The organism is Meridianimarinicoccus roseus (genome assembly GCF_003172915.1).
Lineage (GTDB): Bacteria > Pseudomonadota > Alphaproteobacteria > Rhodobacterales > Rhodobacteraceae > Meridianimarinicoccus > Meridianimarinicoccus roseus.
Genome location: NZ_QGKU01000033.1, coordinates 89,667 through 116,404, shown reverse-complemented (window position 1 = coordinate 116,404; position 26,738 = coordinate 89,667). Strand labels below are relative to the sequence as shown.

At 66.6% G+C, this 26,738-nt stretch carries 22 protein-coding genes; 9 read left to right on the top strand and 13 right to left on the bottom strand.

The features are described from left to right. Positions 1-2: 2 nt before the first annotated feature. The 4 genes from ntrB (at position 3) to DKT77_RS10685 (ending at position 2,777) form a co-directional block, all read left to right on the top strand. A complete protein-coding gene (gene ntrB, locus DKT77_RS10700; protein WP_109811690.1) occupies positions 3-836 on the top strand; it encodes a nitrate ABC transporter permease in 834 nt (277 codons plus the stop codon). Positions 837-845: 9 nt separating this feature from the next. Next, positions 846-1,748, top strand: a complete 903-nt coding sequence (locus DKT77_RS10695) for an ABC transporter ATP-binding protein (protein WP_109811689.1) — start codon at positions 846-848, stop codon at positions 1,746-1,748. 23 nt (positions 1,749-1,771) lie between these two features. After that, positions 1,772-2,242, top strand: coding sequence for a cyanase (gene cynS / locus DKT77_RS10690; protein WP_238547808.1), 471 nt, complete (start codon positions 1,772-1,774; stop codon positions 2,240-2,242). 115 nt (positions 2,243-2,357) lie between these two features. Further along, on the top strand, positions 2,358-2,777 hold the full coding sequence (locus DKT77_RS10685) for a DUF779 domain-containing protein (protein ID WP_109811688.1): 420 nt from the start codon (positions 2,358-2,360) through the stop codon (positions 2,775-2,777). Positions 2,778-2,798: 21 nt separating this feature from the next. Here DKT77_RS10685 and DKT77_RS10680 read toward each other — a convergent pair whose 3' ends face one another. The 7 genes from DKT77_RS10680 to DKT77_RS10650 form a co-directional block, all read right to left on the bottom strand. Continuing rightward, the gene (locus tag DKT77_RS10680) at positions 2,799-3,431 is read right to left on the bottom strand and encodes an ATP-binding cassette domain-containing protein (protein ID WP_109811687.1); all 633 of its coding nucleotides are present in this window, start codon (positions 3,429-3,431) and stop codon (positions 2,799-2,801) included. After that, a complete protein-coding gene (locus tag DKT77_RS10675; RefSeq protein ID WP_109811686.1) occupies positions 3,424-5,115 on the bottom strand; it encodes an ABC transporter permease in 1,692 nt (563 codons plus the stop codon). The genes DKT77_RS10680 and DKT77_RS10675 overlap by 8 nt, the downstream gene beginning before the upstream one ends. An 18-nt stretch (positions 5,116-5,133) precedes the next feature. Further along, positions 5,134-6,339, bottom strand: a complete 1,206-nt coding sequence (locus tag DKT77_RS10670; protein ID WP_109811685.1) for an ABC transporter substrate-binding protein — start codon at positions 6,337-6,339, stop codon at positions 5,134-5,136. Next, on the bottom strand, positions 6,339-6,959 hold the full coding sequence (locus tag DKT77_RS10665) for a CDP-alcohol phosphatidyltransferase family protein (RefSeq protein WP_109811684.1): 621 nt from the start codon (positions 6,957-6,959) through the stop codon (positions 6,339-6,341). The genes DKT77_RS10670 and DKT77_RS10665 overlap by 1 nt, the downstream gene beginning before the upstream one ends. Before the next feature lie 155 nt (positions 6,960-7,114). Next, positions 7,115-7,702: a VPLPA-CTERM sorting domain-containing protein gene (locus DKT77_RS10660; protein ID WP_109811683.1), complete on the bottom strand. Its 588-nt coding sequence runs from the start codon at positions 7,700-7,702 to the stop codon at positions 7,115-7,117. Between the two features lie 23 nt (positions 7,703-7,725). Continuing rightward, positions 7,726-12,966, bottom strand: a complete 5,241-nt coding sequence (locus DKT77_RS10655) for a 5'-nucleotidase C-terminal domain-containing protein (RefSeq protein WP_238547807.1) — start codon at positions 12,964-12,966, stop codon at positions 7,726-7,728. A gap of 130 nt (positions 12,967-13,096) precedes the next feature. Continuing rightward, positions 13,097-13,573, bottom strand: a complete 477-nt coding sequence (locus tag DKT77_RS10650) for a transcriptional repressor (protein WP_109811682.1) — start codon at positions 13,571-13,573, stop codon at positions 13,097-13,099. A 103-nt stretch (positions 13,574-13,676) separates the two neighbouring features. Between DKT77_RS10650 and DKT77_RS10645 the strand changes: the two genes are divergently transcribed. From DKT77_RS10645 to DKT77_RS10625, 5 genes are read left to right on the top strand one after another with little or no spacing between them, the layout of a single operon-like run. Beyond that, positions 13,677-14,681: a zinc ABC transporter substrate-binding protein gene (locus DKT77_RS10645; protein ID WP_109811681.1), complete on the top strand. Its 1,005-nt coding sequence runs from the start codon at positions 13,677-13,679 to the stop codon at positions 14,679-14,681. Positions 14,682-14,733: 52 nt separating this feature from the next. Further along, positions 14,734-15,390 (top strand): paraquat-inducible protein A, encoded by a 657-nt coding sequence (locus DKT77_RS10640; protein ID WP_109811680.1) that lies wholly within the window; start codon positions 14,734-14,736, stop codon positions 15,388-15,390. Beyond that, positions 15,387-16,040 carry a paraquat-inducible protein A gene (locus DKT77_RS10635; protein WP_109811779.1) on the top strand — a complete coding sequence of 218 codons (654 nt, stop codon included), beginning with the start codon at positions 15,387-15,389 and terminating at the stop codon, positions 16,038-16,040. The genes DKT77_RS10640 and DKT77_RS10635 overlap by 4 nt, the downstream gene beginning before the upstream one ends. Further along, complete coding sequence (locus tag DKT77_RS10630; RefSeq protein ID WP_109811679.1) at positions 16,037-18,739, top strand: MlaD family protein; 2,703 nt, start codon at positions 16,037-16,039, stop codon at positions 18,737-18,739. The genes DKT77_RS10635 and DKT77_RS10630 overlap by 4 nt, the downstream gene beginning before the upstream one ends. Next, positions 18,736-19,320 carry a PqiC family protein gene (locus DKT77_RS10625; RefSeq protein WP_109811678.1) on the top strand — a complete coding sequence of 195 codons (585 nt, stop codon included), beginning with the start codon at positions 18,736-18,738 and terminating at the stop codon, positions 19,318-19,320. The genes DKT77_RS10630 and DKT77_RS10625 overlap by 4 nt, the downstream gene beginning before the upstream one ends. Positions 19,321-19,326: 6 nt before the next feature. Here DKT77_RS10625 and DKT77_RS10620 read toward each other — a convergent pair whose 3' ends face one another. The 6 genes from DKT77_RS10620 to DKT77_RS10595 all read right to left on the bottom strand — a co-directional run bounded on the left by DKT77_RS10620 (position 19,327) and on the right by DKT77_RS10595 (position 26,667). Next, positions 19,327-20,232, bottom strand: coding sequence for an FAD:protein FMN transferase (locus DKT77_RS10620; protein ID WP_109811677.1), 906 nt, complete (start codon positions 20,230-20,232; stop codon positions 19,327-19,329). Continuing rightward, positions 20,229-22,322 (bottom strand): 4Fe-4S binding protein, encoded by a 2,094-nt coding sequence (locus DKT77_RS10615; RefSeq protein ID WP_109811676.1) that lies wholly within the window; start codon positions 22,320-22,322, stop codon positions 20,229-20,231. Before DKT77_RS10615 ends, DKT77_RS10620 begins: the two co-directional genes overlap by 4 nt. Before the next feature lie 41 nt (positions 22,323-22,363). After that, positions 22,364-23,233 (bottom strand): cobalamin B12-binding domain-containing protein, encoded by an 870-nt coding sequence (locus DKT77_RS10610; protein ID WP_109811675.1) that lies wholly within the window; start codon positions 23,231-23,233, stop codon positions 22,364-22,366. A 267-nt stretch (positions 23,234-23,500) separates the two neighbouring features. Next, entirely contained in the window at positions 23,501-25,267 is a 1,767-nt protein-coding gene (locus DKT77_RS10605) for a PQQ-dependent methanol/ethanol family dehydrogenase (RefSeq protein WP_109811674.1), read from the bottom strand. 290 nt (positions 25,268-25,557) lie between these two features. Then, positions 25,558-25,965, bottom strand: coding sequence for a c-type cytochrome (locus tag DKT77_RS10600; RefSeq protein ID WP_109811778.1), 408 nt, complete (start codon positions 25,963-25,965; stop codon positions 25,558-25,560). Between the two features lie 144 nt (positions 25,966-26,109). Next, on the bottom strand, positions 26,110-26,667 hold the full coding sequence (locus DKT77_RS10595; protein ID WP_238547805.1) for a tetratricopeptide repeat protein: 558 nt from the start codon (positions 26,665-26,667) through the stop codon (positions 26,110-26,112). Positions 26,668-26,738 lie beyond the last annotated feature (71 nt).

Here is a 26,738-nt window from a genome sequence, read left to right as displayed (position 1 = left end):
GCATGGCGGGTCTATCGCTGAATCAGCGGGCGGCGGTGCTGTCACTTCTGCTGCTCGCGGTCGGGCTTCTGGTGTGGGAATTGTCCATTCCCGCCCAGAAGGCCGCAACCGAACTGACGGAATACGAGCGCCTCATGGGCCTCGGGCAGGAACGCGCAGGCGTGCCGCCGCCCAGCCAGGTCATGGCGAAGGCATGGGAACAGTTGTCCGACCCGTTTTATGATGCGGGGCCCAACGACAAGGGCATCGGCATCCAGATCGGGTATTCGATCTACCGGGTGCTCACGGGCTATGCGCTGGCCGCGCTCATCGCGATCCCGCTTGGGTTCCTGATCGGCATGTCTCCGGTCGCCTACAAGGCCCTCAACCCGTTCATCCAAGTGCTGCGCCCAATCTCGCCGCTGGCGTGGATGCCGCTGGCGCTGTTCATCATTCAGGACAGCGAGGCATCGGCGATCTTCGTCATCTTCATCTGTTCGATCTGGCCGATGCTGATTAACACCGCCTTCGGTGTGGCCGGGGTGCGTCAAGACTGGGTAAACGTCGCCCGCACCCACGAACTTGGCCCCCTGCGCACCGCCTTCACGGTGATCCTACCGGCTGCCGCGCCAACCATCGTCACGGGCATGCGCATTTCAATCGGCATCGCGTGGCTGGTGATCGTCGCGGCCGAGATGCTCGTGGGCGGAACAGGCATCGGCTATTACGTCTGGAACGAGTGGAACAACCTCGACCTGACATCGGTGATCTTCTCGATCCTGATGATCGGTGTGGTGGGCATGGCGCTGGACGCGGCCTTTGGGGTCCTGCAGCGCGCCGTCGCCTACGTGGAATAGGAGCACTCCATGACCAAACCATTCCTGAGCGTCGAAAATCTGACCCAGACCTACCCGGACGGGCAAGGCGGCACGCTGACCGTGTTCGAGAATGCCGGCTTCGGCGTCGAGAAGGGCGAATTCGTCGTGATCCTCGGCCATTCCGGTTGCGGCAAGTCCACCATCATGAACATCCTCGCCGGGCTTGCCGAACCGACCAGCGGCGTCGTGAAGATGGACGGCTATGCCGTGTCGGGGCCCAGCCTCGACCGCGGTGTCGTGTTTCAGAACTATTCGCTGCTGCCCTGGCTGAGCACGCTGAAGAACGTCACCTTCGCAGTGCAGGCACGATTCCCCGACTGGACCCGCGCGCAAGTCACCGACCATGCCCGCAAGTATCTTGAAATGGTCGGCCTGTCGGGCGACGTGATTCACCGCAAGCCCAGCCAGCTTTCGGGCGGGATGCGGCAGCGGGTGTCGATCGCGCGGGCCTTCGCCAACCATCCCAAGCTGCTGCTGCTGGACGAACCCTTCGGTGCGCTCGATGCGCTGACGCGGGGCACGATACAGGACGAACTGCTGAAGATCTGGGGTGGCACGGAACAGACGGTGTTCATGATCACCCATGACATCGACGAGGCGATCCTGCTGGCGGACCGCATTCTGCTGATGACCAACGGGCCCTATGCTCGCGTCGCGGAGTCAGTAGAGATCACGATCCCGCGGCCGCGCACCCGCACCGGGATCATCGAGCATCCGAACTACTATGCGATCCGCAACCACCTTGTGCAGTTCCTTGGAACACGGTCGCGCGAACTGGCCGGCCGCCAGACGGATGGTGCCCCGGCCACGCCTGAAACCGTGCGCATCGACAAGACCACCGACGCGGAGGCGGCCGACGAGGCGCCGGTTCTGCGGGCCGTCAACCACTGAACGAAAGACCAACGGAGACAACCATGAAAGATTCTGTCCAAATGCCCGACATGCTGACCAAGGAAGACGTGACCGCGCATATCATCGCCGCCAAGAAGTCGGCCGGGATGACCTGGGAAGGCATCGCTGACTCCATCGGCATGTCGCCGGTCTGGACCCATTCGGCGGCCATGGGCATGAACGCGATGCCGATGGACAAGGCCGAGGCATTGGCCAGCCTTCTGAACCTGCCGAACGGCGCGGCCGAGGTGTTGGCCGAAAGTCCCACGAAGGTCTGGACTCAAAGCGTGCCGACAGATCCCTGCATCTACCGCTTCTACGAAATCGTCGGTGTCTACGGCCCGACGCTCAAGGCGCTGATTCAGGAGAAGTTCGGCGACGGCATCATGTCTGCCATCGATTTCGACATGACGGTCGAACGGGTCGAGAACCCCAAGGGCGACCGGGTCGAAGTGAAGATGTCGGGCAAGTATCTCGGCTACAACTCCTGGTAATACCGGGGCGAAATGCGCGCCCCGCATCTTAGGGAGGTGGCAGCGGCCCCGGTTCGTGTCATATTCCGTACCTGAAGCGGTCAGCATCGGCCGCGCACCATCTTGGGAGGACACGATGACCGACGCTGCCACAACCAAAACCGCGCCCGCGCGCGTAACTGCCTCGCCCGAGGCCCGCGCCCTGATCGCCGAGATCAAGGCAGATTACGGCGAGATCCTGTTTCATCAGTCGGGCGGTTGCTGCGACGGTTCCTCACCGATGTGCTACCCGGCTGATGACTTCAAGATCGGCCAGAGCGATGTCTGCCTTGGCGAGATCGACGGCGTTAAGGTCTGGATCAGTGGCCCGCAATACGAGGTCTGGAAGCACACCCAGCTGATCCTGGACGTGGTGCCGGGCCGGGGCGGTATGTTTTCTCTCGATAACGGTCGGGAAAAGCGGTTCCTGTCGCGAAGCCGCGTGTTTACCCCGGACGAGCTTGACGCGCTCGGCATCGAAGCGCCGACGGCACCAGTCGCTTCCTGCGCGCTCTGATCCGGCGTCGGCAGACTGCCCTCAGCCCAGCCTGACGATTTCGCCCCCGGCTGCGGCGGCATCCTCGGCGTCATGGGTGACCATCAGCACTGGCAGGCGGCGGTCGCGCGCGCGGTCGAAGACCAGCGCGCGCATCTGCTGGCGCAGCGCGGCGTCCAGGCCGCCGAAAGCTTCGTCCAGCAGCAGCGTGCAGGGCTCCGACAGCAGCATGCGCATCAGCGCCACGCGCGCCTTCTGCCCGCCAGACAACGTCGCTGGGTCACGCGGTCCGTAGCCGGGCAGCCCGATCTCGTCCAGCGCGGCCTCGATTCGGGACAGTCTGTCAGGGCGTGTCCCGCCGGGCCGCAGGCCGAAGGCCAGGTTCTCGGCCACGTTGAGATGCGGGAACAGCAGATCGTCCTGGAACAGGATGCCCACCCGGCGCAGATGCGGCGGCGTGCGGGTGATGTCCTGCCCGTCCAGCCATATCCGGCCCTCGGCGCGGAAACCGGGCGCAAGCGTGCCGGTGATCGCTGCCAGCAGCGTTGACTTGCCGACGCCGGACGGGCCCATCACGGTCAACACCTCGCCCGGCGCGATGGCGCGGTCCAGCGCAACCAGCGGCGCGCCGTGGCGCGTGATGCGAAGTGCCTCGAGGATCAGCCCGTCAGCCATGCAGCCCCCGACGGTTACGCCAGACGAGCGTTGGCACGACCAGCGCGACGGCGAAGGGCAGCAGCGCGGCAGCCGTCTGCGCCACGCCATAGGCGCCGATCGCGCGCCGGTCCCCGCCCGACGCCAGCGCCACAGCTTCGGTTGTCAGCGTCGCGACCCTCCCGCCGCCGATCAGCAGAGTGGGAAGATACTGCCCGACCGAAACCGCGATGCCTACGGCGGCGGCGGTAAGCACCGGGCGCAGCAGCATCGGCAGCCGCACCGTCCAAAGCACCCGCCACGGACCCGCCCCGAGCGCGGCGGCAATGCGTCCGTGCCGCACGTCCCAGGCGCGCCACGGATCGCCCAGCGACAGAAAGACATAGGGCAGCACGAAAACCAGATGCGCGGCGATCACCGGGGCGCGGCCGGTATCGGCGCCGATGCCCAGCAACAGCGTCTGAAGTCCGGGCAGGAAGGCGGTCTGCGGCAACAGAAGTGGCAGGTAGATCAGCCAAAGCCCGCGCCGCGTCAGCGCGCGCCCGCTGCGATGCTCGGCCTCCAGGCACCCGAGGACCAGCATCAGCGCCAGCGCGGTAGCGGCCAGTGCCACCAGCGCAGTGTCGGCCAGCGCGTCTGCCATACCGGGGGCCGCGCGGGTCCATGTGCGCAGACTGTAGGCTTCGGGCAGCGCATCGGGGAAGCCCCAGAAACCAGCGACGGACCACAGGAACAGTGCCGCGATCCCTGCCAGCATGGCCAGCGCCGACACGGCCCCGGCCAGCAGCCCGCCCGCGCGCAATGCCGGGTCGGCCCAGCCTCTGCCGCCGCGCAGGACAGCCGCCCGGCCCAGACGTGCCGCCGCGCGTTCGCCCAGCCACCACAGGCACAGCGCGCCCAGCACCAGCGCCAATTGCAGCAGCGCGCCCGCTGCCGCGGTCATCCGCAGGGCGAGGTCCGGGTCGTTCATCCAGCGCACGATCTGCACGGAGAGTGTGGCGGGGGTCGTCGGCCCGAGGATCACGGCCACGTCCACCACCGACATCCCGAAAACAAGCACAACGAAGACCGGCAGCCGGATCTGCGCGTAGACCCGGGGAAAAACGCATTTCAGCCATCCTGTGACCCGGCCGTATCCCAGTGCCTGCGCCACGCGCAGGCTGCGTGCGCCGTCGCTTTGTCCCAGAGCGGCCAGCGTCATCAGCAATAGGAACGGGACCTCCTTGGCGACCAGACCGGCAATCAGGGACAGGCCCCACGGATCGTTCACGATCAGCCAGTCGGGGGGCCGGTCCCAGCCGGTCAGCGCGGGCGACACGACCCGCGCGATCCAGCCCGATGGCGCGATCAGGAAGGCCAGTCCGAACGCCGCGGCCGCGTGGGGCACCGACAGCAGTGGCGACAGCGCCCTTTCCAGCGCCCGGAAGGCCGGTGTGCCCCACCAGCCCGCCACGATCAGCGCAACTATGCCGAGCGAGATCAGCGTCGCCGCAAGCCCCGTCCCCAGCGACAGCCAGATCGCGCGCGGCAGGCCGGGCCAGTCCAGCAGGCGGGCGAAGGGCGCGCCGGAGAGGCCGGTCTCGCCCGCAGCGGGCAGGTGGCCGAGCGCAGGCAGCACGGTGCCCCATAGCCCTGCCAGCACCGGCCCCAGCATCGCCAGCAGCGTCAGCGCGGGCACGCTGCGCACAAGCCCGTCCCGCGGCATGGTCCGACCAGCCAGCGCCTACTGGCCGGTGCCGTAGCGGCGGGTCCAGTCCTCGGCGATGCGGGTCATCCAGCTTGGGTGCGGCTCGGGCTGGACCTGTCCAAGTTCGTCCGGGGCCAGCGTCGCGATGCCTTGGTCCAGCGCTGCGAAGGCCGCGCGGTCGGCTTCCGGCAGACGGTCCATGTCCAGCACCGTTCCATAGCCAAGCACGGCGGGGTCCTGCGCGCGCAATTGCGCCTCGGGCGACATCAGGAAGTTCGCCAGCACCATCGCGCCGGCCTTGGCGCCGGAATTGTAGGGGATCGCCACGAAGGACGCATTGCCGAGCGTGCCGCGATCCAGAACGAAGGTGCGAACGCTGGGCGGCAATTGCCCTGTTTCGATCGCGGCGGTCGCTTCGCCGGGGCTGAACGAGATGGCAAGGTCGATCTCGTTGTCGGCGATCAGTTGCAACTGCGCCGGCCCGTTCGCGGGGTAGGCCCGCCCGCTGCGCCAAAGCGCCGGGGTCAGCGTGTCGAGATAAGCCCAGAGCGGGTCCGTCACCGCGTCGTAGTCGGCTTCGGTCACGGGTCGTTGCAGCACCTCCGCGTCTTGGGTGATGTCGATCAGCGCCTGCTTCAGGAATGTCACTCCGAGGAAGTCGGGCGGCTGCGGATACGTGAACCGGCCAGGGTTGGCGACCGCCCAGTCGCGGATCGCAGCCATGCTGCCCAGCGGCTCAGGCAGGTCTTCGGTGTCGTGCATGAACACCACCTGCGCCATCGCCCAGGGCGCTTCATAGCCGTCGGTCGGCACGGTGAAATCGCTGCGCACGGTCTTGCCGTCCACATCGACAAAGCTCCAGTTCGGCAAGGCTTCGGCGAACGGGCCGAACAGCAGGTCCGCATCCTTCATCGCCGCGAAGTTCGGCCCGTTGATCCAGATCATGTCTATGGCGCCGCCGCTGTCCTTTCCGGCCTGCCGTTCTGTCAGCACGCGGGTGACGGCATCCGCCGTGTCGGTCAGCTTTACATGTTCCACCGTGACGCCATGGTCTTCCGCCACGCGCCGCCCGGCCCACGCGATGAAATCGTTGGTCGCCGTGGACCCGCCCCAGGCGTTCCAGAACACCGTCTGGCCTCGCGCCTCCTCAAGGACGGCGGACCAGTCCGAAGGGTCGGGATCGGCTGCCAGCGCGGGCTGCGCGGCGAGCGCCAGCACGGCAAGGGAACGGAGCAGGTTCATCAGGGATCCTTTCGATCTGAGAACACGCGCCGCGCGGCAAGGATGCGCAGCGTCGCGGTGGCGTAACACAGGGCGCCGAAGCCCCAGGCAAGCGGTGCGAAATGGGCGGGCAAAAGACAAAGCAGCACAAAAAAAGCGATTGTTTCAGTGCCTTCGAGAAGCCCGTTCGAGAAATAGAGCGACTTGATCCCCTGCGCATCGGTGCGCAGACCGTGCCGTTCGGCCAGGATGGCGTAGCCGAGAAAACTTGTCCCGTTGAAGTAGAACGCCGCCAAAAGGAAGGCGCCGGCCGCCCCGTTGGCCACCGGGTCAAGCAGCACGAAGGCCAGCGGGACCGCGCCGTAGAACAGGAAATCCGCTGCGATATCAAGGTAGCCACCGAAATCGGTCTTCTGCGTCGCCCGCGCAACGGCTCCGTCCAGACCGTCTGCAAGTCGCGAGGCCAGCAGCGGCAGCAACGCCAGTGCGCAGTGACCCGCCCAGATCATCGCGGCGCTGGCCAACCCAAGTGCCAACCCGGCAAGCGTAACCTGGTTGGCCCGCACACCCAGCGATGCCAGCCCGCGGCCCAGCCGGTTCAGCGGCGGATCGATCAGTTTGCGCGCAGCGGTGTCCAGCATCAAACCTTCCCCTTCGGGAAGCGTTATGCCGCGCGCCCCGTCGCCCCGCAATCGCCGTTACAGGAAAGTGAGGCGCCGTGTAGCGCTGCGGCCCGAACGCGAAAGGGGCCCGCCGGTCGCGCGGCGAGCCCCCTTGGGCGCGAGCGGTCGCTCTGTCAGCTCCGGCGACGCAGGAGCACGAGCCCGCCCAGACCGGCCGCCAGCAGCGGCAGCGCGGCGGGCAGAGGTACGGGGGTGGCTGAGGACAGGGTGCCGAACACGTCGTAGGTGGTTGCGTCGGTCAGTTGCGAAAGTGGATCGGTTCCCAGCGCGGGGAAGAGGAACACTGCCTCGAGCAGGGCAAAGGGGCCGAAATCGGCGGCGGCGCTGCCGGTCAGGTTACCGAACAGCAGTTGCAGGATGTCGCCGTCGAACCCCGACTGCACCAGCGTTCCGTCAAGGAAGGCGCCGTTGTCGTCCATCGAGAACAGCGCCCCCCCGATTGTGCCTGCCGGATCGGTGGTATCGAAGCTGATCAGGACATCGAGCGACAGCGTGCCGGACTGGGGCGTGCCGCTGGCCAGACCTTCCGCGCCCAGAATGGAAAGGTCGCCGAACCCGCCCAGATCGAGGAAATCGGCAGACGCAAAGGGAATGTCGATCAGCGGAGTGTCGGTTGCGACGTTCAAGGGGGCGGCCTCGGCATGGTCTGCCGCACCGAGCGCGGCGAACCCGAAGGCGAGGGCGGAGATAAGCGATTTCATGGTTTTGCTTTTCCGTTCTTGTCTTACACGAAGGAGATCGTGTCGATGGTTTCGAATGTGAGGTTGGCGGCGGTCACACCGTCACCCCGGACGAACAGCGCGTCCTGCGCTCCGGTCGGATCGTCGAAATAGACCACCACGGCGGACGAGGTTTCGCGGATATCCGCCACCGTCGCCCCTCCGGTCAGGCCGATCACGTCCACTCCGACCTCGTAGTCGCTGATGATGTCGCGCTCGCGCAGGCCGTTCATTGTTTCCAAGCCGAAGACGAACACGTCCCCGCCAAGGCCGCCTTCCATCGTCTCGTACGACCCGGCGCCGCTGACGATCATGTCGGCCTCGTCGGTACCGGTCAGGCGATCGCGCGCCCCCTGGCCGAGGATCAGGTTGAACTCGGGTTCGTCGATCACCGTGTCCGCCGTGAAGGCCAGGTTCTGGATCCGGGTGTCACCGGCCGGTCCGCTGTCCGCCACGTCATACGCATTGGCCGCATCGCCGAAGTTGGCGGCGAGGTATTCGGCCAGCACGTCCTGTTCGGTCCCATCCGCCGCGAAGGTGGCGACACCGTCGTTGATGCCGTCGCCGTCGAAGTTTTCCAGATCGACCCGGTTGGCTTCAGGCCCCTGCGGGAACGGATAGCCGTCACCACCGCCTGCAAGGAAGCCAAGCGTGACGATCCGCACACCCGCCGCCGCGTCGCCCTGAAGGACGCCGTCGCGCATCAGCACGTCGAGGTCGTTACCCTCCATATCCGTGATCGCGGCATTCACGATCCGGCTGCCGGCGGGCAGGCTTTCGTCGAAGCTGAACTGGATGCCCGACACCTGCGGGAACCGACCCGAGACGCCCGGAAGCCCACTGATGCCATGTTCGAGGATCTCGATCAGTTCGGCCCGCGTGACCGTCAGCAGCGACAGGTCGTTGTTGAAGGCCAGCGTGGTCTGGATGTCGTTCTGGCTGATCCCGCCTGCCGGCTTCACGACGTTGCCCTGGTCATCAAGGATCTCGCCGTTCGGCAGGCGCTCGAAACCTGTCCCGCCGGCGGGGACGACCGTCTCGCCGATGGACGCGCGGATGCCGCCGCCGTTCTTGATGGACACCATCACCGTGCTGTCGATGGATTGCGCATAGGCCAGGTTCGCATCCGCGGTCAGGTTGCCGAGGTTCGTTTCCTGTGTGCGGACCCCGTCGGGATCGCCTGCCGTGCCCGACCGGTTGCCGTTCAGGAACACGTTCGACACGCCGAACACGTTGCCTTCGGTGGCAAGGATCTGGTCCTGGATCGCCTCGGTGATCGCCTGGACTTCAGGATCGATCAGGCCCTCTGCGCCTGCGACATTGGCAAGCCCGGTCGCATCGGTGGCATAGGCGCCCGACACGGTTTCATCATAGCTGTTTGCGATGATGTTGCCGTCCGCGTCGAAGTCGATGACCAGTCGACCAACGTATTTGTAGCTGCCGTCCGTGTTGACCAGCGCCGTCGTGGTGCCGCCCGCATTGGTAAAGAACTGCGGGTACTGGCCTTGGTCGCTGTCGCCGGGACGGATGTAATCGTTGTCATCGAAGAGCCGGGTGTTTGACCCGCCCGCGACGATGATGTCGACGTTCTCCAGCCGGGTGGCGAGGCCCTGCTCGATGGTGATCTGCTGCATGTGCGCCAGCAGAACCACCTTGTTCAGCGTCGGGTTGGCCGCCAGAAGCGCGTCGACCTCGGCCTGGATCTCGGCCGCCAGTGCATCCAGTTCGGCCGGGGTCGGGGTGCCATCCGCCCAGGCGGGAGAAATGCCCAGCCCGCCGGTGGACGAGATCGCCGCAAGGTTCGGGGTGACCGCGCCGACCACGCCCAGCATCTCGCCGTTCACGTCCAGAATTGTCGACGAAGTGACGGTGTTTGGCTGGGGCGCCTGCCCACCGAGCGCCGCCAAGGCCTTCAGCGCCGGGTCGGTGTCGAAGTCCAGATTGGTGGACAGATACGGGAAGGCTGTGCCCGTGTAAGGCGTCGGCGTGCCGGTCAGCGCGCTGAAATCGCCGATCGGCGTGGTGGTGAAGGTGGCCGCGCCATCCGCGTCGAGGATCAAATTGTTATCACCGTCGCGGGCCAGTTCGAAGCCGGCGATCAGTTCGGCCAACTCTGCGGTGCCCTTGTCGAACTCGTGGTTGCCGAAGGCGACCGCGTCGAACCCCATCTCGTTGACAAGCTGGATGTCGGCGATGCCGCCCGCGCCGAAGACCGCTTCCGACGCGTCGTAGAACACGCCCGGAATGATCGCGTCTCCCGAGGACAGGCGCACTGTGTTGTCCGCAATCCCGTCATTTCCGAGGTCCTGCGCCTCCAGCGCGTTCAGGATACCCGACGCGCGGGCAAAGTCGCCGATGCTGCCGGTGGATGCTTCCTGGTCGGTGATGTGCAGCAGTTCCAGCGTCCAGGTCTGCGGCATCACCTCGAACCCCAGCGTGGCCAGCAGCGGATCGTGGTCCGATGCTTTCGACGCGCCATCGGCAAATTCGCTGTTCACGTGGACGATGTCGAAGTCCGCGTTGTCCGCAAGGCTGTCGGACACCAGGATGTGGTCGAGCGACTGGCTGTTGCCCTGGAAGTTGAACGAATAGCGCTCGTCCTCGGGCAGGGTGTTGGTCAGGTTGTTCACACCCGTGCCATCGGCGTTGAGCACGTTTTCCAGGCCGGTGACGGGCGACACGAACTCGAATTCGTTGAAATCACCGAGGGCGACCAGCTTCGCCGACGGGTCGGCGGCCAGTTTGGCGGCAAGGAAATTCTGCACCGCCATGCTTTGCGCCTGACGTTCGTCAAGCGAACCGTTGACGGTCACGTCTTCCTGGCGCTGGTCGAACGGCTGCTCGACGCCCAGGATCGGGGCCGACCCGCCCTTGGACGAGAAGTGGTTGTTGACCACCGTCACGGTTTCGCCGTTGAACTCGAAATCGGCGACCAGCGGCAGGCGCGCGCCGTTGAAGGCCTGACCCGAGCCCTGGCCGTCGATCGTCTGCACGCTGCCCGGCACGAGGTCCACGCGCGCGTCGTTGTACAGGAACGCGGTGCGGATGTTCGCGCCCGGCTGACCGCCCGAGGCATTGTCAGCGATGAAGGTGTTGTCGATGAAGCTGTAGGCGGGTCCACCCGCTGCGACGATGGCGTCGACCAGCAACTGTAGCGTCTGGCTGGCGGAAACGGTGCCGTCGTCGGTGGATCCGGTGTTGTCCTGGATTTCCTGCAGCCCGATCACGTCCGGCGCGCCGAGATTCGCCACGATCTGCGCCGCGATCGCATCGAAGCGGCCGTCTGCGACGTCGGTGTCGCCGTCCGCGTCGTTCGGATCGAGGTTCAGCACGTTGTAGCTGGCGACCGTCATCGTGTCCGCGTCGCCGGCCAGCGTGGTGACTTCCGCGGTCAGGCTGGACGGGGAGGCGACGAAAGCCTGCGTCGGCAGGATCTCGTAGTTGCCGAAGCTGTAGCCGATCACGCCGGTCACGTCTCCGAGCTGCGCGCCCACATCCACCATCGGGATCGAGAAGCCGGGCAGGATGCCGGTGTCTTCGTTGATCTGGATCTTCTCGGGGTTGAAGTCGTTCGGCGCGATGTTCAGCGTGCCGCGGCTGCTGATGCCGGTCGCGTCGACGCCCTGGTTCGTCACGGCGAAGATTTCGCCGAAGCGGTTGGTGCCCGAGACCGCCAGCAGGTCTTCGGCGGTGACCAGCATCGCTTCGAGGCTTTCGAAGAAGTCGATGCCGTCGGTCATCGGGTCGAAGCTGCCGAAGGCGTCATCGTCGATGTTCGACGTGGGGACGAGCCGACCGCTCTGCCCGATGATCGTGGCGGCGGGCAGTGCGTTACCGGAGCTGACAAGCGTCGCGGTGGTGTTGATCAGCTGGGTCGAGGACAGGTTGCCGGTGGACGCGCCGCCCGGCGTGAATTCCGACACCGTGCCTGAGACTTCCAGCGCGTCGCCGACGCTGACCAGCGGGGTGTTGCCGGTGAAGACGAAGATCGCGTCCGAGGTCGCGATATCGCCGTCGCCGGTGGCGTCCTGCAGGTAATAGCCGTTGCTGTCCACCGCCGTCACGATGCCAGAGGTCAGCACGACCTGACCGGTCAGGGACGACACGTGGCCCGCGCCCTGAATGTCGTAGATCGCGGTCAGCGTAGGGCCGGGCGGCGGCGTGTCGGACCCGCCCGCTGTGGGCGTGTTGATCGCCGGATCGTTACCGAAGTCCAGCAGGCCGAAATCGCCTGCACTATCGGTGTCGACACCGTCAGTCGTGCGGCGCACGCCGGCGGGCAGGAAGCTGCCGTCGGGCCCGACGACCGGGGCGCCGAAGGCGAAGCTGTCGGACGCGCCGCCATCTGTCACGCCGACCGCGTCGATTACGGTCTCGCTGCCCGACACGGTGGTGCCGGTCAGCGTCGCGGTTTCCACCAGCGCCAGCGTATAGCTGCTGTTCTCGACGAAATTTTCGTTCAGCGTCCTGTCGGCGGTCACGCCGTAGGTGCCTTCGGCAAGCCCGTTCGCCAGCAGGAAGAAGCCGTTCGTGCCGATCACATCGCCAGCGCCAAGGTCGATGCGGCTGTCGATCGTCCCGTTCGAGCTTCCGGCGTCGCTCTCCACGACGATCAGGCTCAGGCCGTCAAGCGACGTGCCCGGTTCGCCGAAGATTTCGACGTATTCGCTGTCGTTTCCGGTGGTGCTGCCCAGCACCGCGTTGATCACGGTCGGCTGCGGCGCGGCGCTGTAGCTGCCGGTCGGGAAGGGCGTGCCAGCGGTGGCGTTGCTGGTTTCATTGTCCAGAGCATTGGTGCCCGAGAAGGTCCAGTCCGCAGCGTTGAATGTGCTCGATGGTTCGGCATTGGCGTTGCGATAGGCCCAGCCGTCCAGATGATCCCAGGCCTGGCCGGTGCCGTCTGTGTCCGGGTCGCCGAAGACGTCCACCACGTTGCCGTTCAGGAACAACTCTATCGCGTCATCGCCATTGATCGCCAGCGCGCTGCCGTCGGTGAAATCCGGTGCGAAGCCCATGAACGTGGTGAAACCGGCGCTTTCCGAGGCAAGATAGAGAAAGGTGCCCGCCGTTGCGGAGATAGCGGGGAAGGTGAATTCCTCGCCGTCGGTGCCGCCGCCATTGTTGGCGCTGCCAAGCCCATAGACGGACAGGTCGGCGATGTCGGCGCGCACATATAGTTCGACAGCTTTCGGCAGGCCGCCGGAAAGCGGCCCGTCGATCACACCCGTGATCACGAGATCAGACATTGATAGCTCCTGTTGGACTGGCTCAATCGCCGGTTAATTGAGCGTTAACCATCCAATGTGACGGCTATTTGACAGGCGTGTAAAATCCTTGGGCGGAAGCAGCGTCAACGCCCGCGAATGGCGTGGAGTGTCAGCTTTTTCCGCTGCAGTCCGGGCACAGGCCCTCGGCTTCGAGGACCGTATTCTCGATCGTGAAGCCTGCGGTTGCGGCGGCCTTGTCCAGCATGCCCTGTCCCGGTTGCGCGGCGGTTTCGGCGACCGAATCGCAGGTGCGGCAGATCATGAAAGCCGGGGCATGGGCGCCGCCGGGATGGCTGCAGGCGACATAGGCGTTCAGTTTCTCGATCTTGTGAACGAAGCCGATCCGCGTGAGGAACTCCAGAGCGCGATAGGCAACCGGCGGCTGGGAGCCGAGCCCCTCGCGGCCAAGGCGCGCGAGGATGTCATAAGCGCCAAGTGCCTTGTGGTCCCGCAGAAGCAGTTCCAGAACGCGGCGCCGGACCGGGGTGAACTTCAGCTTCTCCCGCGCGCAGTGCGCTTCGGCAGCCGCCATCGTGTCGGCGATGCAGCGTGTATGATCGTGGATTTCAAAGCCGGTCCGGGTCATGGCGTTCCTTGTCAGCGCGTCGCGGTCGCCGCGGGGCATTGCAAACCGCCGCGTTCCCGCATACGAGGTGAAGATGTGTTATACAATAACAAAAAGGTGTGTGATGTCCAAGTCCCCGGTATCCGTTCCGTCTGCCGGTCTTTGCGCAGCCTTGTGCGCCGTGCTTTGCGGGCTGCTTGGTCTGATGGCCGGTCCCGCGCGCGCCGCGCCGCGCGTGGCGGCAGACATCCCGCCCGTGCACGCGCTCGTTGCGCAGGTTATGGACGGGATCGGCACACCAGACCTGATCATGGGGGGCGGGGCGTCGCCGCACGGCCATGCGCTGCGCCCGTCCGAGGCGCGGGCGCTTCAGGCCGCCGATCTCGTGGTCTGGATCGGGCCGGGACTGACGCCGTGGCTGGGCATGGCACTGCCGACGTTGGCCAAGGGGGCTGACCTTCTGACCCTTGCCGCGCATCCTGGCACCCGCACGTTGCCCGCACGTTCCGCGGCGAACTTCGGGCTGGAGGCGGACGCGCACGGGGACCACGATAACCACGAAGATCACGAGCAGGGCGACGCGCATGGGCACGACCCGGCGGCTCTTGCGGACGGGCTTGTCGACCCGCATCTATGGCTCGATCCCGGGAATGCCGAAATCTGGCTGGACGAGATCGCGGCGCGGCTGGCGCGGCTCGACCCGGCGAACGCGGCAAGATACGCCGAAAATGCGCGGACGGCGCGTGCGGGGCTGGCTGCGCTTCGGTCGGACCTGGACGCGATGCTCGCGCCGGTGCGCGGCGGGCGGTATGTGGTGTTCCACGACGGATATCAGTATTTCGAACGCGCCTTCGACATGCCCGCCGCGGGAGCCATCGCACTGAGCGACGCAAGTGATCCCAGCCCGGCCCGCATCGCCGAAATCCGCAGCGTCGTCCGGCAGGGTGGGATTGCCTGCGTATTCTCGGAACCTCAGCTCAACACCGCGCTGATCGCGCCCGTGTTCGAGGGAACGGAGGTGCGACTGGCCGTGGCCGATCCGTTGGGCGCCGCGCTGCCGCCCGGACCAGCGCTTTACGGCGATGTGCTTCGCGGGCTTGCCGGAGCACTTTCCGACTGCCTGAAGTGACGTTGCAGGGCAGCGGCTTGCCCCCGGTCGGTACAGGCCCCACAATAGGTGAATGAACGACCGATCCAGCGACGCAATCGGCCCCCAAGCCGCCCCAAGCCACGACTTGATCGCCTGTCCGCAATGCGACTGGCTTCACGACGTGGGCGATGTGCCGACAGGCACGCGCGCGCGCTGCGTGCGCTGCCGGACCGTCCTGCTGGCTCCGCGCCGGGGGGCGGCGGCGACAATCGTGGCGCTGGCGACCGGGGCGCTGATCCTGATGGTGGTCGCGGTGTCCTTTCCTTTCCTTGATATCGCGGCTGGCGGGCTGCGCAGCAGCGCATCGGTGATGGACGCGGCTTTGTCCTTCGCGCTGGCCTCTGGCCGGATGGCGCCCCTGTCGGTGATCGTTCTGGCGCTGATCGTGGTGCTGCCTGTGGCACGCCTTTGCGGTCTGATCTATGCGCTGGGTCCGCTCGCGCTGGGGCGGCGGGCCCGCCCCTACGCCGCGCAGGCGTTCCGTATCTCGATGCGGCTGCGGCCCTGGGCGATGGCCGAGATCTTCATCATCGGGGTCGCGGTCGCGCTGGTGAAGGTATCCAGCCTTGCCGCCGTCGGCTTCGGCCCGGCATTCTGGGCGTTTGTCGGCCTGGTGATCCTGGTTGCCGCCAAGGACACTATACTGTGCGAGCGCAGCCTGTGGCGCGCGCTGGACCGCGCCGCATGAACGCAGGCGCCGCACACGGCACTGTCGCGGGCCGGACCGCAAGATCGGCCGGTCTGGTCGGCTGCCTGCATTGCGGGCTGCTTGCCCCGATGGGCGAGACTGACTGCCTGCGTTGCGGTGCGAGGCTGGAAAGCCGTTTCCGCAACAGCCGCCAGCGAGTCTGGGCATGGTGGCTGGCCGGGTTGATCGTCTACGTGCCGGCCAATTTGTACCCGATGATGATTACAGACACGCTGCTGGCGACCTATTCCAGCACGATCATCGGCGGTGCCATGGACCTTGTGACCCACGGCGATGTATTCGTCGGGCTGATCGTGCTGATCGCGTCGGTTATGATCCCGGTCGGAAAGTTCCTCGCCATTGCATGGGTCATGATCGCCACCCGAAAGCTCCGCCCCGGCGGCGCCCACCGTCTGCACCGGATGTACGAGGTGGTGGAGTTCATCGGCCGCTGGTCGATGATCGACGTGTTCGTCGTCGCCATTCTCGCGGCGCTGGTGCATCTTGGCAGCGTCGCTGGGATCTTTCCAGGCCTTGCGGCGATCTGTTTCGGCGCGTCGGTCATTTTCACCATGCTGGCCGCACTCAGCCTAGATCCCCGGATGATCTGGGACGCCGCCGACCCCAACGCACAGGACCCTTCCGCGTGACAGATACACCGCCCAGACGCCCCGAACCGCAGGCCAGCGCGCCGGAACTTCAGGCCGCGCGCGGCTTTCCGGGCGGCACGTCGCTGGTGTGGATCGTGCCGCTGGTCGCGCTCTTGGTGGCGCTGGCGATGGCATGGCAGACCCTGTCGGAGCGTGGCCCGCTGATCGAGATCTCGTTCCAGAACGCCGACGGTGTGGTCGAGAACGAGACGCAACTGAAATACCGCGATGTGAACGTCGGCAGGGTCGAAGACATGCGCTTTGCCGAAGACCTGCGGAACGTCATCGTGGTTGTCCGGCTCGACAAGCACATCGCGCGCTACGTCGATAGCGACGCGCGGTTCTGGATCGTGCAGCCCGAGATCTCGGCGCAGGGGATCAGCGGCCTCGGCACGCTGGTCGGCGGCGTCTATCTTGAAGGAACATGGGACTCGATCGTCGCCACGCCGACTTCGCGGTTCACCGGGCTTGACTACAGGCCGCTGATCACGGGCGCCGAGCAGGGTGTCGAGTTCGTGTTGAGCGCGCCGCGCGGCGGATCGATCTCTGCCGGGGCACCGATCATCTACAAGGGAGTGAATGTCGGGCTGATCGACCGGCCCGTGCTGGCCGATGATGGCACTGCCGTGACCGCGCGCGCCTTCGTGCGGGCGCCCTATGACCGGCTGGTGACAACCGGTGCACGGTTCTGGGGCGCTTCGGGCATCTCGGTCAGCTTCGGGACAGGCGGGCTGAACGTGGAAATCGCCAACCTCAGCGCGCTGGTGCAAGGCGGCATCGCCTTCGACATCCTGAACGCGGACGGCGTGCCGATCGAGGACGGGCACGAATTCGCCGTCTTCGCCAGCCGCGATGCTGCGGGGTCTGCCACGGTCGCCGTCGACGAAGGCCCCGTCGTGCCCTATTCGGCGCTGTTCGACACGTCGATCAACGGGCTTTCGGTCGGCGCACCCGTCGAATATCGGGGCCTGCGCATCGGCACCGTCGCAGGTACAGGCGGCGAGATCACGCCGGACGGCGCCGACCCGGCGCTTCTGCTGCGCGCGGACCTGAGCTTGCTGCCAGGCAGGCTGGGTCTTACGGAAGGCGACGTTGCGGACCGGACCCGCGAACTTTTGGGCCGACTGGTAGCCGAAGGCTATCGCGCCCGTCTGGTCAGCGAGGGTCTGCTTGGCACCTCGCTCAAGGTGCAGATCGCGCGGCTGGACGACATGGCGCCCGGCGAGATCGTGACCGACGCACGCGGCCGTGTTTTGCTGCCGACCGCGCCGCCGGACATCTCGGACCCGGCCAACACCGCGCGCACCGCGTTGGCGCGGTTCAACCGCCTGCCGATCGAGGACATCGTGGACAGCGTGGGCGCATTGCTGGACAACGTGAACCGGGTGATCGCCTCGGAAGGTGCGCGCGCCGCGCCAGAGGCGGTCGTGGGGCTGGTGCAGGAACTGCGCGGGCTGGTTGGATCGCCCGCCGTGCAGGGTGCGGCCGACAATGCGGCCGACAGCCTTGGTACGCTGAACCAAATCCTGACGCGGGTTGAACAGGGCGAGGCGATCGGTAACCTGCTGTCGGCGCTGGAGCGCAGCGATGCCATCGCGGCCTCGTTGCAGCGCACGGTGGACGGGCTGCCCGCACTGAGCGAGCAGGTGTCCGCCCTCGCGGCCGAGGCGGCAGGCCTACCGCTGGAGCGATTGGTGGCCGAAGCGCAGGGTCTTGTCGCGGCCGGCACCGAGATCCTTCAGGGCGAGGCGGCGCAGGGCTTGCCGGTCATGCTGGCCGCCACGCTGTCCGAAGTGGAAGGCGCGGTGCGCGATCTGCGCGCGTTGACGGTGCAGGTCAGGGAAAGCGACGCGGTGCCGAACCTGCTGGCGGCGCTGGCCCGCACGAGCGATATCACCGCCGACGTGCAGACCACCGCGCAGGCCTTCCCGGCGCTGGTGGCCGAACTCGACCAGCTGGTCGCCTCGGCCAACACGGTGCCGCTGGCCGAACTCGCGGCGCGGGCCGAGGCACTTCTGGCGGGGCTTCAGGGTGTGGTAAACGACCCTGCGACACAGGCATTGCCCGCCCGCATCGGAACCACGATGGACGACCTCGGCGCTGCCGTTTCGGATGTTCGCGCCGTCACCGAAGAGGTGACGCGCAGCGGCGCGGTCACCGCGCTCACTGCCGCGCTGGAACGGGCCGACAGCATCGCGCAGTCGGTGGACAGCGCGGCGGCGGGCCTTCCGGACCTGCTGGCGCGCATCGATGCCGTCGCGCGCGAGGCCGAAACCCTGCCGTTGCAGGAGCTTGTTGCGTCGGCCGACGATCTCGTGCGCAGTGCCGACCGGCTGGTGGCCAGCGAGGATACGGCACAAATTCCCGCAGCGTTGTCCGGGGCCCTGGCAGAGCTGGACGCGACGTTGGCGGAACTGCGCGAAGGCGGCGTGGTGGAGAACGCCAATGCTGCCCTGGCATCCGCGTCGGACGCGGCGGATGCCATCGCCATCGCCGCCGAAAGCCTGCCGGAACTTGCGCGCAGGCTGGATGGGCTTGTCACCCAGTCCGAAGCGCTGCTGGCCACTTATGGCGGGCGGTCGGAATTCAACGCCCAGTCGCTTGCAGCGCTGCGCGACCTGCGCGATAGCGCGCGTGCCGTCACGTCGCTGGCGCGGACCATAGAACGCAAACCCAACTCGCTGCTGATCGGACGATGATGCCTCACACCCCTCGCGCGGCGCTGGCCGCCTGCCTGTCGCTGGCGCTGGTCGCCTGTTCCGCCCCGGTCACGCAGGTCGCTGTGCCGCCTGTCGTCTCGGACCTGTCGGTGCGGCCCATCGTGTCCTCGCTGGAACTGCGCGAGCTGTCCTTGCCGCGCTATGCCGCTTCGGACGATGTGGTACGGGCCGGGGTCGGCGGCGTGATCGACACGGTGCCTGCGACCATGTGGGCCGACACACCGGAGCGCGGCCTCACGCTGCATCTTGCCGACGCGCTTGGCCGCATCACCGGGGCGCGGGTCGCGGCGGAACCCTGGCCCTTTGCCGAGCCGCCGGCGGCCAGCGCGACGGTGCGGGTCACCCGGCTTCTGGGCGGAGTGAACGAGGCAGGGCAGGGGCGGCTGGTGTTTTCGGGCAGCTATGCCATCGCGCCGGTCGCCTCGTCCCTGTCCGACCGGGACGGCACCTTTGACATCTCGGTTCCACTGACCAGTGACAGTCCGCAAGCTCTGGCAGCGGCGCAGGCCGCGGCCTTGGGGCAACTGGCGGAAACGCTGGCACGCCGCATCGGGCGCTGAGCCCGGTCAGAACGTGGCGATGTTGCCAGCCGCGTCGATCGCGGTCACGCGCCGCAGGCCGGGCAGCCGCGCCTTGATCGTGCCGACCTCGCCGCGCGGGGCAAGGCACAGCGCGGTCGAGGCGGCATCGGCCAGCGCGGCGCTGTCAGCCTCGGCGGTGACGGTGGACCAAGGCGCCGACAGCGCATCGGTGCGGCCCAATGGATCCAGGATGTGACCCTGCGCGCCAAGGCGCAGAGCGCCGGGGCTGGACGTCGCCATCGCGCCATCGGTCAGCGTCCGGGTCAGCACAACGCCTTGGGCCGGGTCCGCGATCCCCAGCCGCCACGGGCCGCCATCGGCCGCGAACTCGCCGATATTCACAAGCATCCGCACGAAGCCGTGGCGCCGCAGCACATCGCGGACCGCGTCGGTGGCGAACCCCTGCGCGATCCCGTTCAGCGTCAGTGCCTGGCCGGGATCGAGGCGGATCGCGTCCCCGTTGCGGCGCACCCGATGCCAGCCGACCAGCGCACGCGCTGGCGCGGGGTCGCGCCCTTCAGCCAGCGCCCGCCACAGCGGTTGCACCGTCGGATCGAAGCGTCCGGCGCTGGCGCGATGCACGGCATCGGCGACCGCCAGAAGTTCGTGCCAGTCCGGGTCCGCCGCAGCAAGTGCGCCCTGCGCGTTCAGGCGCACGAGGTCGGACGCGGGGTCGAACAAGCTGAAGCGCCGTTCGATCCGACGCAGCGCGGCCACGGCGGCATCCAGCGCTGCGGCAGCGTCCGGTTCGGTCCGGCCATGTAGCGTGATAGTGGCCTCGGCGCCAAGCGCCAGACCCGACCATGACGGGACCGCCGCGGGCGCGGGCAGCGCGGTGCAGGCCCCGGCGGCGGCGGTGATCGCAAGAAAACGGCGGCGAGGAAGGGTCATTCGGCGGCCACCTGTGCAGGTGCGGCGCGGCCAGCGCGGCGGGCGTCCAGCACGCGCGGCACGCAGGTCTTCGGATCTTCGAAGACGGTCACGCAGTCGAGGCACTGGAAGCACTCGGAATAGTCCACCTTTCCCGCGCGGTCGATCGCGCCGTAGTTGCACTTGACCCGGCACAGTTGGCAGGGTGATCCGCATTCGGCGCGCCGTTCGATCCAGTCCCGCCCGCGCAGCAGCCCGCCGATGGCCATCACCGCGCCCAGCGGGCAGACATAGCGGCAAAAGCCCTTGAACAGCACCGCACCCAGCACCAGCCAGGCAGCGGCATAGGCGACATAGTACCATTCGCGCAGGAAAAAGGTGGTGATCGCGGTCTTGAAGGGTTCCACCTCGGCCAGCTTGTCCACTGCGCCCGGCACCGTAAAGACGCTGGCTACCAGCCCGGCAAGCAGCACGTATTTCAGTTTCTTCAGCCGCGCGTCCCAGCGCGGCGAGGGTTCGATCACCGGCAGGCGCAGCGCACGGCCAAGGTGATGGGCGAATTCCTGAAGTGCTCCGAACGGGCAGAGCCAGCCGCAGAACAGCCCGCGCCCCCACGCGACGAAGCCGATGATTGCAGCCGCCCAGATCGCCAGCGAGAACGGGTCGTAGAGCAGGAAAGCGAAGCTGCCACCTTCCCAAGCGGTCCGGATTGCCGCCAGAACCGTGACAATCGACAATTGTCCCTGGCCCCACCAACCGACGAAGCCGACCACGACGGCCAGCACCGCAAGCCGCAGCGGTACGAAGGCCCGCAGCCGGGCGAGTTGGCGTAGAGCAGCGCCCTGCGCCAGCAGCAGCGCGGCAAGCAGTCCCGCGAGGACGATCAGGTCGCCCTGGCGGTTCAACAGCGCCTCGCGCCACGGCGCAAGCTGTTCCACCGCGCCGGGCCGTATGTAGAACTTTTCGTCCATTCGGTAGGGCAGAGTGACGCTGCGGGTGCCGATCTCAGGCTGGAACATGCCGTGTTCGCGCACGATCTGCGCGTGCAGCAGCCAATCCTGCGTCGGGTCGAACCCGAGCCGCCGGTCGGTGCGCAGGATCATCGCGGTGCCATTGCGCAGCGTACGAGGCAGGTCGCGAGATAGGTCCACCATCAGATCAGCGTCACGCAGCGCCACCGGGAAGCCGCCTTGTTCCGCGCTCAGCCGGTCAGGTGCGGTGTTGCGCACGAAATCCTCGGACACGAGGCCGTGGCGCGCGGTCTCGATCAGCAGGAGAGGCTCGTCACTCTGCGAGATTTCGGTGAAGCGGCGCAACTCTTCAAGGCTGTCGGGGTCGAGCACGGCCTGCGCCACCGTCGGCGCGCCGATATCGATCAGCCAGAGGTCGATGAAAAGCCCTTCCGGGTCGGCCCGCGCCTCGGGGTCGTCGTCGGCCCATATGGAGCCCGCGAACAGCGCGTCGGCCTCTGCATTTGTCAGGCGAAGGTTGCGGGCGATGCCCTGTTCCAGCAACGCCTGCCAATCCAGCGGGGCATCGACGGAGGGGTCCGGGGTTACGGGGGGGCCGGCGGAAATTCCGCTCATCTTCTCGCGGGCAACCTGAAGCGCTGCGGCCATCAGGCTTTCATGTGCGATGCGCACGCTGGCCGTGGCCTTGGTCACGCCGTCTAGATACGTCAGTTCACTGCCCGCACCGCCCTTGCCATAAGGTGTGCCGACAACGAGCGGTTCCGAGATCGACAGCCCGCGATACTGTTCGAAGAACTTGTGGAACGGCGCTTCGCCGAGGCCCGAAACGAATATCGGTTCGTTGTGCGACAGGAGCCTCACATCGAGGAATCGCCCGTCCGGGTCCAGTGTCACCAGCATGTTGATCGGCGCGCCGGAAAAGCCGGGCAGCGGCGCCATCTGTTCGGTTTCGAACACGAAGCCGGCTTCGGCCCCGCCCGAATTGAGCAACTGGTATACGCCCTTGTCGTTCAGCGCCTCGCCCAGAGAGAAGGGCGGAACGATCATCGCCGCGATGCGCGCGCGCGTGGCCGGTTCGGCCGCTGCCGGGCCGGACAGAACGGCAAGAAGGATCGCGAGGACAGGGAGCAGTCGGAGCATGGCCGGAGCCTAGTCCGGCAGTCCCGTGCCCCCAATGCGACTTAGGTCTTGCGCCTAAGAGGCTCGTCGGCAGCAGCGGCGCGCGTGACGATGTCGGCCATCGCGCGTTCCCATAGCAGATCCATCGCCGCCAGCGCTTCGGGCACCTCGGATGCCGCCGCGTCCGCCCCGGTCAGGGCCAACGTGTCGGCATGGGCTGCGACGTAGCGGCCTGCCACGAGGATATAGGCGCGCGGGTTGCTGACCCGAAGTGCGACGATCAGCCGGATCAGGCCCGGCAAGGCCTCTTCGCGCCCGGCCGACAGGCCTATGATGGGCGAATCGCCGATTGCCAGCGCTTGCACCAATCCGTCGTGATCGTGACCGAGCTTCAGGTCGATCTCCCAGCCTTCCTTGCGGAACAGGTCCGCCGCCATGCTGACGCCCAGCGTGTGGTCCTCGCCCGGCACCGAGGCGAAGGCGGCGCGGCGCCGCTCGAAGTCCACCGGGAGCGGGAATTCGGCCCGCAGCGCGTACATGATGCCGTAAATCCTCGCGACGCCGATGGTCACCTCGGCAAAGCTGGCGCGGCTTTCGTCCCACCACGTGCCAAGGCGACGGGCCGCCGGCGCAAGCACCCCGAGATACACCTGGTCGATCGTGGCGCCGTTGCTGCGCAGCGCGGTAATCCGGTCGATCGCGGCATTGGGCGCGTTGCCGATCAGAGCATCGCAGAACGTGTCGATCAGGGCCGGGTCGGCCGGATGGGCGGCTTCGTCGCGTAGTGCGCCGCGCTGCGCCGCAAGGCGCGCGATCACTTCACGGGCCAGAACGTTCAGGGCGCTTTCCGGCAGGCAGCCGTGCAGCGAGGCAAAGCCCCGGCTCATTCGTTCAAACCCGTTCAGATCGAAGGTACTTTCACCGTCGTCCATGGACGTCACGATACACCCCCCCTCGCTTCGCGTCGGTAGCGTTCGACGGGTTTGCTTGCCCGTTCTCGTCCGACTTGTGCGCGATGGTATGCAAAAACCGGCGTCGAGCAAGTTCAGACACGCGGTTTGCGCCGAAAAACCGTGCAAAAGCAGGAATATGTCTATTTTTCCTGACGGCGGGTGTCAGAAAAATCAGACATGTTGCGCAACAGAAAAGCGCACCCGGATCACTCCGGATGCGCTTCGGTCTGGTTCGGGATCGGAGCTTTATTCAGCCGATGCCAAGGCCTTGGGCAGGCGGAACGTCCACAGAAGGCCGCCCTGGTTCAGGTAGTTCACCTTCGCCGCGACCTCTCCGCCCCAGAGCGGCACGGCGCCGCCCCAGCCGGACATAACGGCGACATATTGCTCGCCATCCATCTCCCAGGTGATCGGCTGGCCAACGATTCCCGACCCGGTCTGGAACGACCAGAGCTTCTCGCCCGTCTCGTCGTCCAGCGCGATGAATTCGCCCTCGGGGGTGCCGAAGAACACCAGACCGCCCGCGGTGGTCATCACCCCGCCCCAGAGCGGAGCGTCGTTCTTGTACTCCCATTTCCATTCGCCGGTCATCGGGTCGATCGCCTTGAGCGAGCCGATATGGTCCTCGTACATCGGCTTGATCGTGAAGCCGGAACCGAGATAGGCGGCACCCTTCTTGTAGGTGATCGGTTCGTTCCAGATGTCCATGCCCCATTCGTTGGACGGCACGTAGAACAGCCCGGTCTTCTGGCTGAAGGACATCGGCTGCCAGTTCTTGCCGCCAAGGAAGGACGGCGCCGAGAACACGGTTTCGCCCTTGGTGCCGTCGGTTGCGGCGGATGGGTCGCCGGGGCGGCCTTCCTCGATGTAGATCGGGCGACCGTCATCCCCGATGCCTTCGGCCCAAGTGATGTCCTTCACGAAGGGCCATGCGTCCACGAACGCGCCGTCCTCGCGGTTCAGCACATAGAAGAAGCCGTTGCGGTCGGCTGTGGCGAACTTCTTGTTGCCCTCGGCGTCGGTGAAGGCCACGACCTCGTTGACGCCGTCGAAATCCCAGCCCTCGCGCGGCGTGGTCTGATAGTGCCACTTGATTTCGCCGTTGGCGGGGTCGATGGCGACTCGCGACGCGGCATAGAGGTTATCGCCCGAATTGTCGGCCTTCGGTTCGCCCGCACCGCGCAGGTGGCTGTTCCAAGGTGCCGGGTTGCCCGCGCCGAAGACCAGCGTGTCGGTGTCGATGTCGTAGCTGCCGCCGAGCCAGGTCGCGCCGCCGCCGGTTTTCCACATGTCGCCCGGCCAGGTCGCATTCAGCACGCCGGTCATCGTGCTTTCCTCGCCCTTGTAGGTCCCCATGTGACCTTCGATCATCGGGCGGGTCCAGACCAGTTCGCCCGTGTCGGCGTCGCGGGCCTGCACTTCGCCGACGATGCCGAATTCACCGCCCGAGTTGCCGGTGATGACCAGCCCGCCCACGACAAGCGGAGCGGCGGTGTAGCTGTATCCGGCCTTGTAGTCGGCGATCTTGTCGCGCCACACCACGTCGCCGGTCTTGAGGTCAAGCGCGACGATGCGCGCGTCCAGCGTGCCGAAGAAGAACTTGTCACCGTAGATTGCGCCGCCGCGGTTGATCACGTCGCAGCAGGGCAGGATGCCTTCCGGCAGACGGGCGTCGTATTGCCAGATTTCCTTGCCGGTCTTCACGTCGATGGCGTAGACCCGGCTGTACGAGCCGGTGATGTACATGATGCCGTCATAGACCAGCGGCTGGGTTTCCTGCCCGCGCTGCTTCTCGCCGCCGAGGCTGAACGCCCATGCCGGAACGAGGTTCTCCACGTTGCTCTTGTTGAGCGTGTCGAGCGGGCTGTAGCGTTGAAGATGGCGGCCCATGCCGTTGGTGACGACCTGGCTGGTGTCGGTCTGATCGTTGGCGAGATCCTCCTCCGTGACCTGGGCGAAGCCCGGCCCGGCGACGAGAAGCGATGCGACGACGGCGGTGATGAAGCGGTTCATATGTTCCTCCCAGAACACGGTTTCCGGCGCGAAGGTGGTCGCACCCGGTTCGTACGGGCGACAATAGGAACCCCGCCGCGCGTCCCGCAACGCGCTAAAGGTCGTACGACTACAGGCGAATTGACGGGGTCGCGAAAGCGTGATCGGAGAAAAACAACCGTTTTTTTACAGATGGTTGGCGCGCTTCTTCGGCCTGGCCATGACGGTTGCAGCCCGCCGCGCTATGCGGGCGGGCTGCAACGATGTCTGCGACACGCGGGCGCAGATGGCGGTCGTAGGGCTTCGCGCTGCTACTGCGCTGCGGTGCCCGCGGTCAGGCTTTGCAGGTAGGCGAGTATGAAGTCCTGCACCGTGCGGTCTTCGATCCCGACATGGCGCATCTTGGTGCCGGGCATGAAGCCGTCGTTATCCTCCATCCAGGCGCGCAGGGCGGCCGGAGTCCACACGATGCCCGAGGCGGCCAGCGCGTCGGAATAGTCGTAATCGGCATGGGTGCCCGCGGCGCGGCCGACCACGTCCTCCAGAGGCGGGCCATAGCTGGCGTCGGTGGGGTTGGTGGCGTGGCAGCGGCGGCATTCGGCTTCGAACAGGGTCTGCCCGGCGCTGATCTTGACATCCTCGAAGGTGACATCGGCGGTGGCGGGCAGGGCGGTGAGGCCAGACAGGGCAAGCGCTGCAGCGGCGAGTAACGGTTTCATCATAGGTCTCCTTGGGATTGACGGGCCGACCGTAGGCCCGCCACCCGGGCGCTTTCTTGATGCAGGTCAAGACTACGACCATGCGGGCGATGCTGCTTTGGTCGTAGTCCGCGCCCCTGTCGTCCCTTTCGTCCGCGGGCCCGGTCAGAACAGAGGTGCGTATTTCCAGCGGTCCGCATCCGGCGTGACGGCCTCGGGGTCATAGCCGCTGTCCTGCATCTGCCGGGCGATCTTCAGACCGTCGCGGGCGGCCTCGTCCACCAGCGCGCGGCCAGCCTCCACATCGCGCGGCACGCCGTGGCCGCGGATCAGGTCCAGCCCGTAGTTGAACTTGCCCACGGGATCGCCCCGTTCGGCCGCCTGCCTGTCCCAGTCGGCAGCGGCGTCGGGATCGTATTCGGCGCCCAGCCCGTTGTTGTCGAGCTGGCTCATCCAAGTCATTGCGCCGGTATATCCGGCGTCGGCGCAGTTGCGAAAAAGCGTGCGCGCCGCGGCGTGATTGCCCGATTTCGTAAGCATGTAGCCGCTGGAACACAGCACCATCCCGGTTTCTCCCCGGTCTGCGCGGTCGAGCATCGATTGCCACGTCATCTCGTCGGGGTTCAGGGTGCCGTGCGCGTCATCGGTGTCGTCGGCTGCGGCTGCGGGCAGGGCAAGCGCGGCAAGCAGCGCCGCAAGGCGGATCGGGAAACGATAGGTCATGGAATGCGTCCTCCTGTGCGCACCTTAGCAGAGCGCGCCGCGCAAGGGCAGGCGGCCGGGGTCGTAGACGC

Excerpts from the sequence above, each read along its gene's own strand:
- DKT77_RS10680 (WP_109811687.1), bottom strand. The coding sequence starts at position 3,431 with ATGGCTGACGGGCTGATCCTCGAGGCACTTCGCATCACGCGCCACGGC.
- cynS (WP_238547808.1), top strand. The coding sequence starts at position 1,772 with ATGAAAGATTCTGTCCAAATGCCCGACATGCTGACCAAGGAAGACGTG.
- DKT77_RS10660 (WP_109811683.1), bottom strand. The coding sequence starts at position 7,702 with ATGAAATCGCTTATCTCCGCCCTCGCCTTCGGGTTCGCCGCGCTCGGT.
- ntrB (WP_109811690.1), top strand. The coding sequence starts at position 3 with ATGGCGGGTCTATCGCTGAATCAGCGGGCGGCGGTGCTGTCACTTCTG.
- DKT77_RS10665 (WP_109811684.1), bottom strand. The coding sequence starts at position 6,959 with ATGCTGGACACCGCTGCGCGCAAACTGATCGATCCGCCGCTGAACCGG.
- DKT77_RS10675 (WP_109811686.1), bottom strand. The coding sequence starts at position 5,115 with ATGCCGCGGGACGGGCTTGTGCGCAGCGTGCCCGCGCTGACGCTGCTG.
- DKT77_RS10635 (WP_109811779.1), top strand. The coding sequence starts at position 15,387 with ATGAACGCAGGCGCCGCACACGGCACTGTCGCGGGCCGGACCGCAAGA.
- DKT77_RS10595 (WP_238547805.1), bottom strand. The coding sequence starts at position 26,667 with ATGACCTATCGTTTCCCGATCCGCCTTGCGGCGCTGCTTGCCGCGCTT.
- DKT77_RS10655 (WP_238547807.1), bottom strand. The coding sequence starts at position 12,966 with ATGTCTGATCTCGTGATCACGGGTGTGATCGACGGGCCGCTTTCCGGC.
- DKT77_RS10650 (WP_109811682.1), bottom strand. The coding sequence starts at position 13,573 with ATGACCCGGACCGGCTTTGAAATCCACGATCATACACGCTGCATCGCC.
- DKT77_RS10695 (WP_109811689.1), top strand. The coding sequence starts at position 846 with ATGACCAAACCATTCCTGAGCGTCGAAAATCTGACCCAGACCTACCCG.
- DKT77_RS10600 (WP_109811778.1), bottom strand. The coding sequence starts at position 25,965 with ATGAAACCGTTACTCGCCGCTGCAGCGCTTGCCCTGTCTGGCCTCACC.
- DKT77_RS10610 (WP_109811675.1), bottom strand. The coding sequence starts at position 23,233 with ATGGACGACGGTGAAAGTACCTTCGATCTGAACGGGTTTGAACGAATG.
- DKT77_RS10625 (WP_109811678.1), top strand. The coding sequence starts at position 18,736 with ATGATGCCTCACACCCCTCGCGCGGCGCTGGCCGCCTGCCTGTCGCTG.
- DKT77_RS10615 (WP_109811676.1), bottom strand. The coding sequence starts at position 22,322 with ATGCTCCGACTGCTCCCTGTCCTCGCGATCCTTCTTGCCGTTCTGTCC.
- DKT77_RS10640 (WP_109811680.1), top strand. The coding sequence starts at position 14,734 with ATGAACGACCGATCCAGCGACGCAATCGGCCCCCAAGCCGCCCCAAGC.
- DKT77_RS10620 (WP_109811677.1), bottom strand. The coding sequence starts at position 20,232 with ATGACCCTTCCTCGCCGCCGTTTTCTTGCGATCACCGCCGCCGCCGGG.
- DKT77_RS10670 (WP_109811685.1), bottom strand. The coding sequence starts at position 6,339 with ATGAACCTGCTCCGTTCCCTTGCCGTGCTGGCGCTCGCCGCGCAGCCC.
- DKT77_RS10605 (WP_109811674.1), bottom strand. The coding sequence starts at position 25,267 with ATGAACCGCTTCATCACCGCCGTCGTCGCATCGCTTCTCGTCGCCGGG.
- DKT77_RS10645 (WP_109811681.1), top strand. The coding sequence starts at position 13,677 with ATGTCCAAGTCCCCGGTATCCGTTCCGTCTGCCGGTCTTTGCGCAGCC.
- DKT77_RS10685 (WP_109811688.1), top strand. The coding sequence starts at position 2,358 with ATGACCGACGCTGCCACAACCAAAACCGCGCCCGCGCGCGTAACTGCC.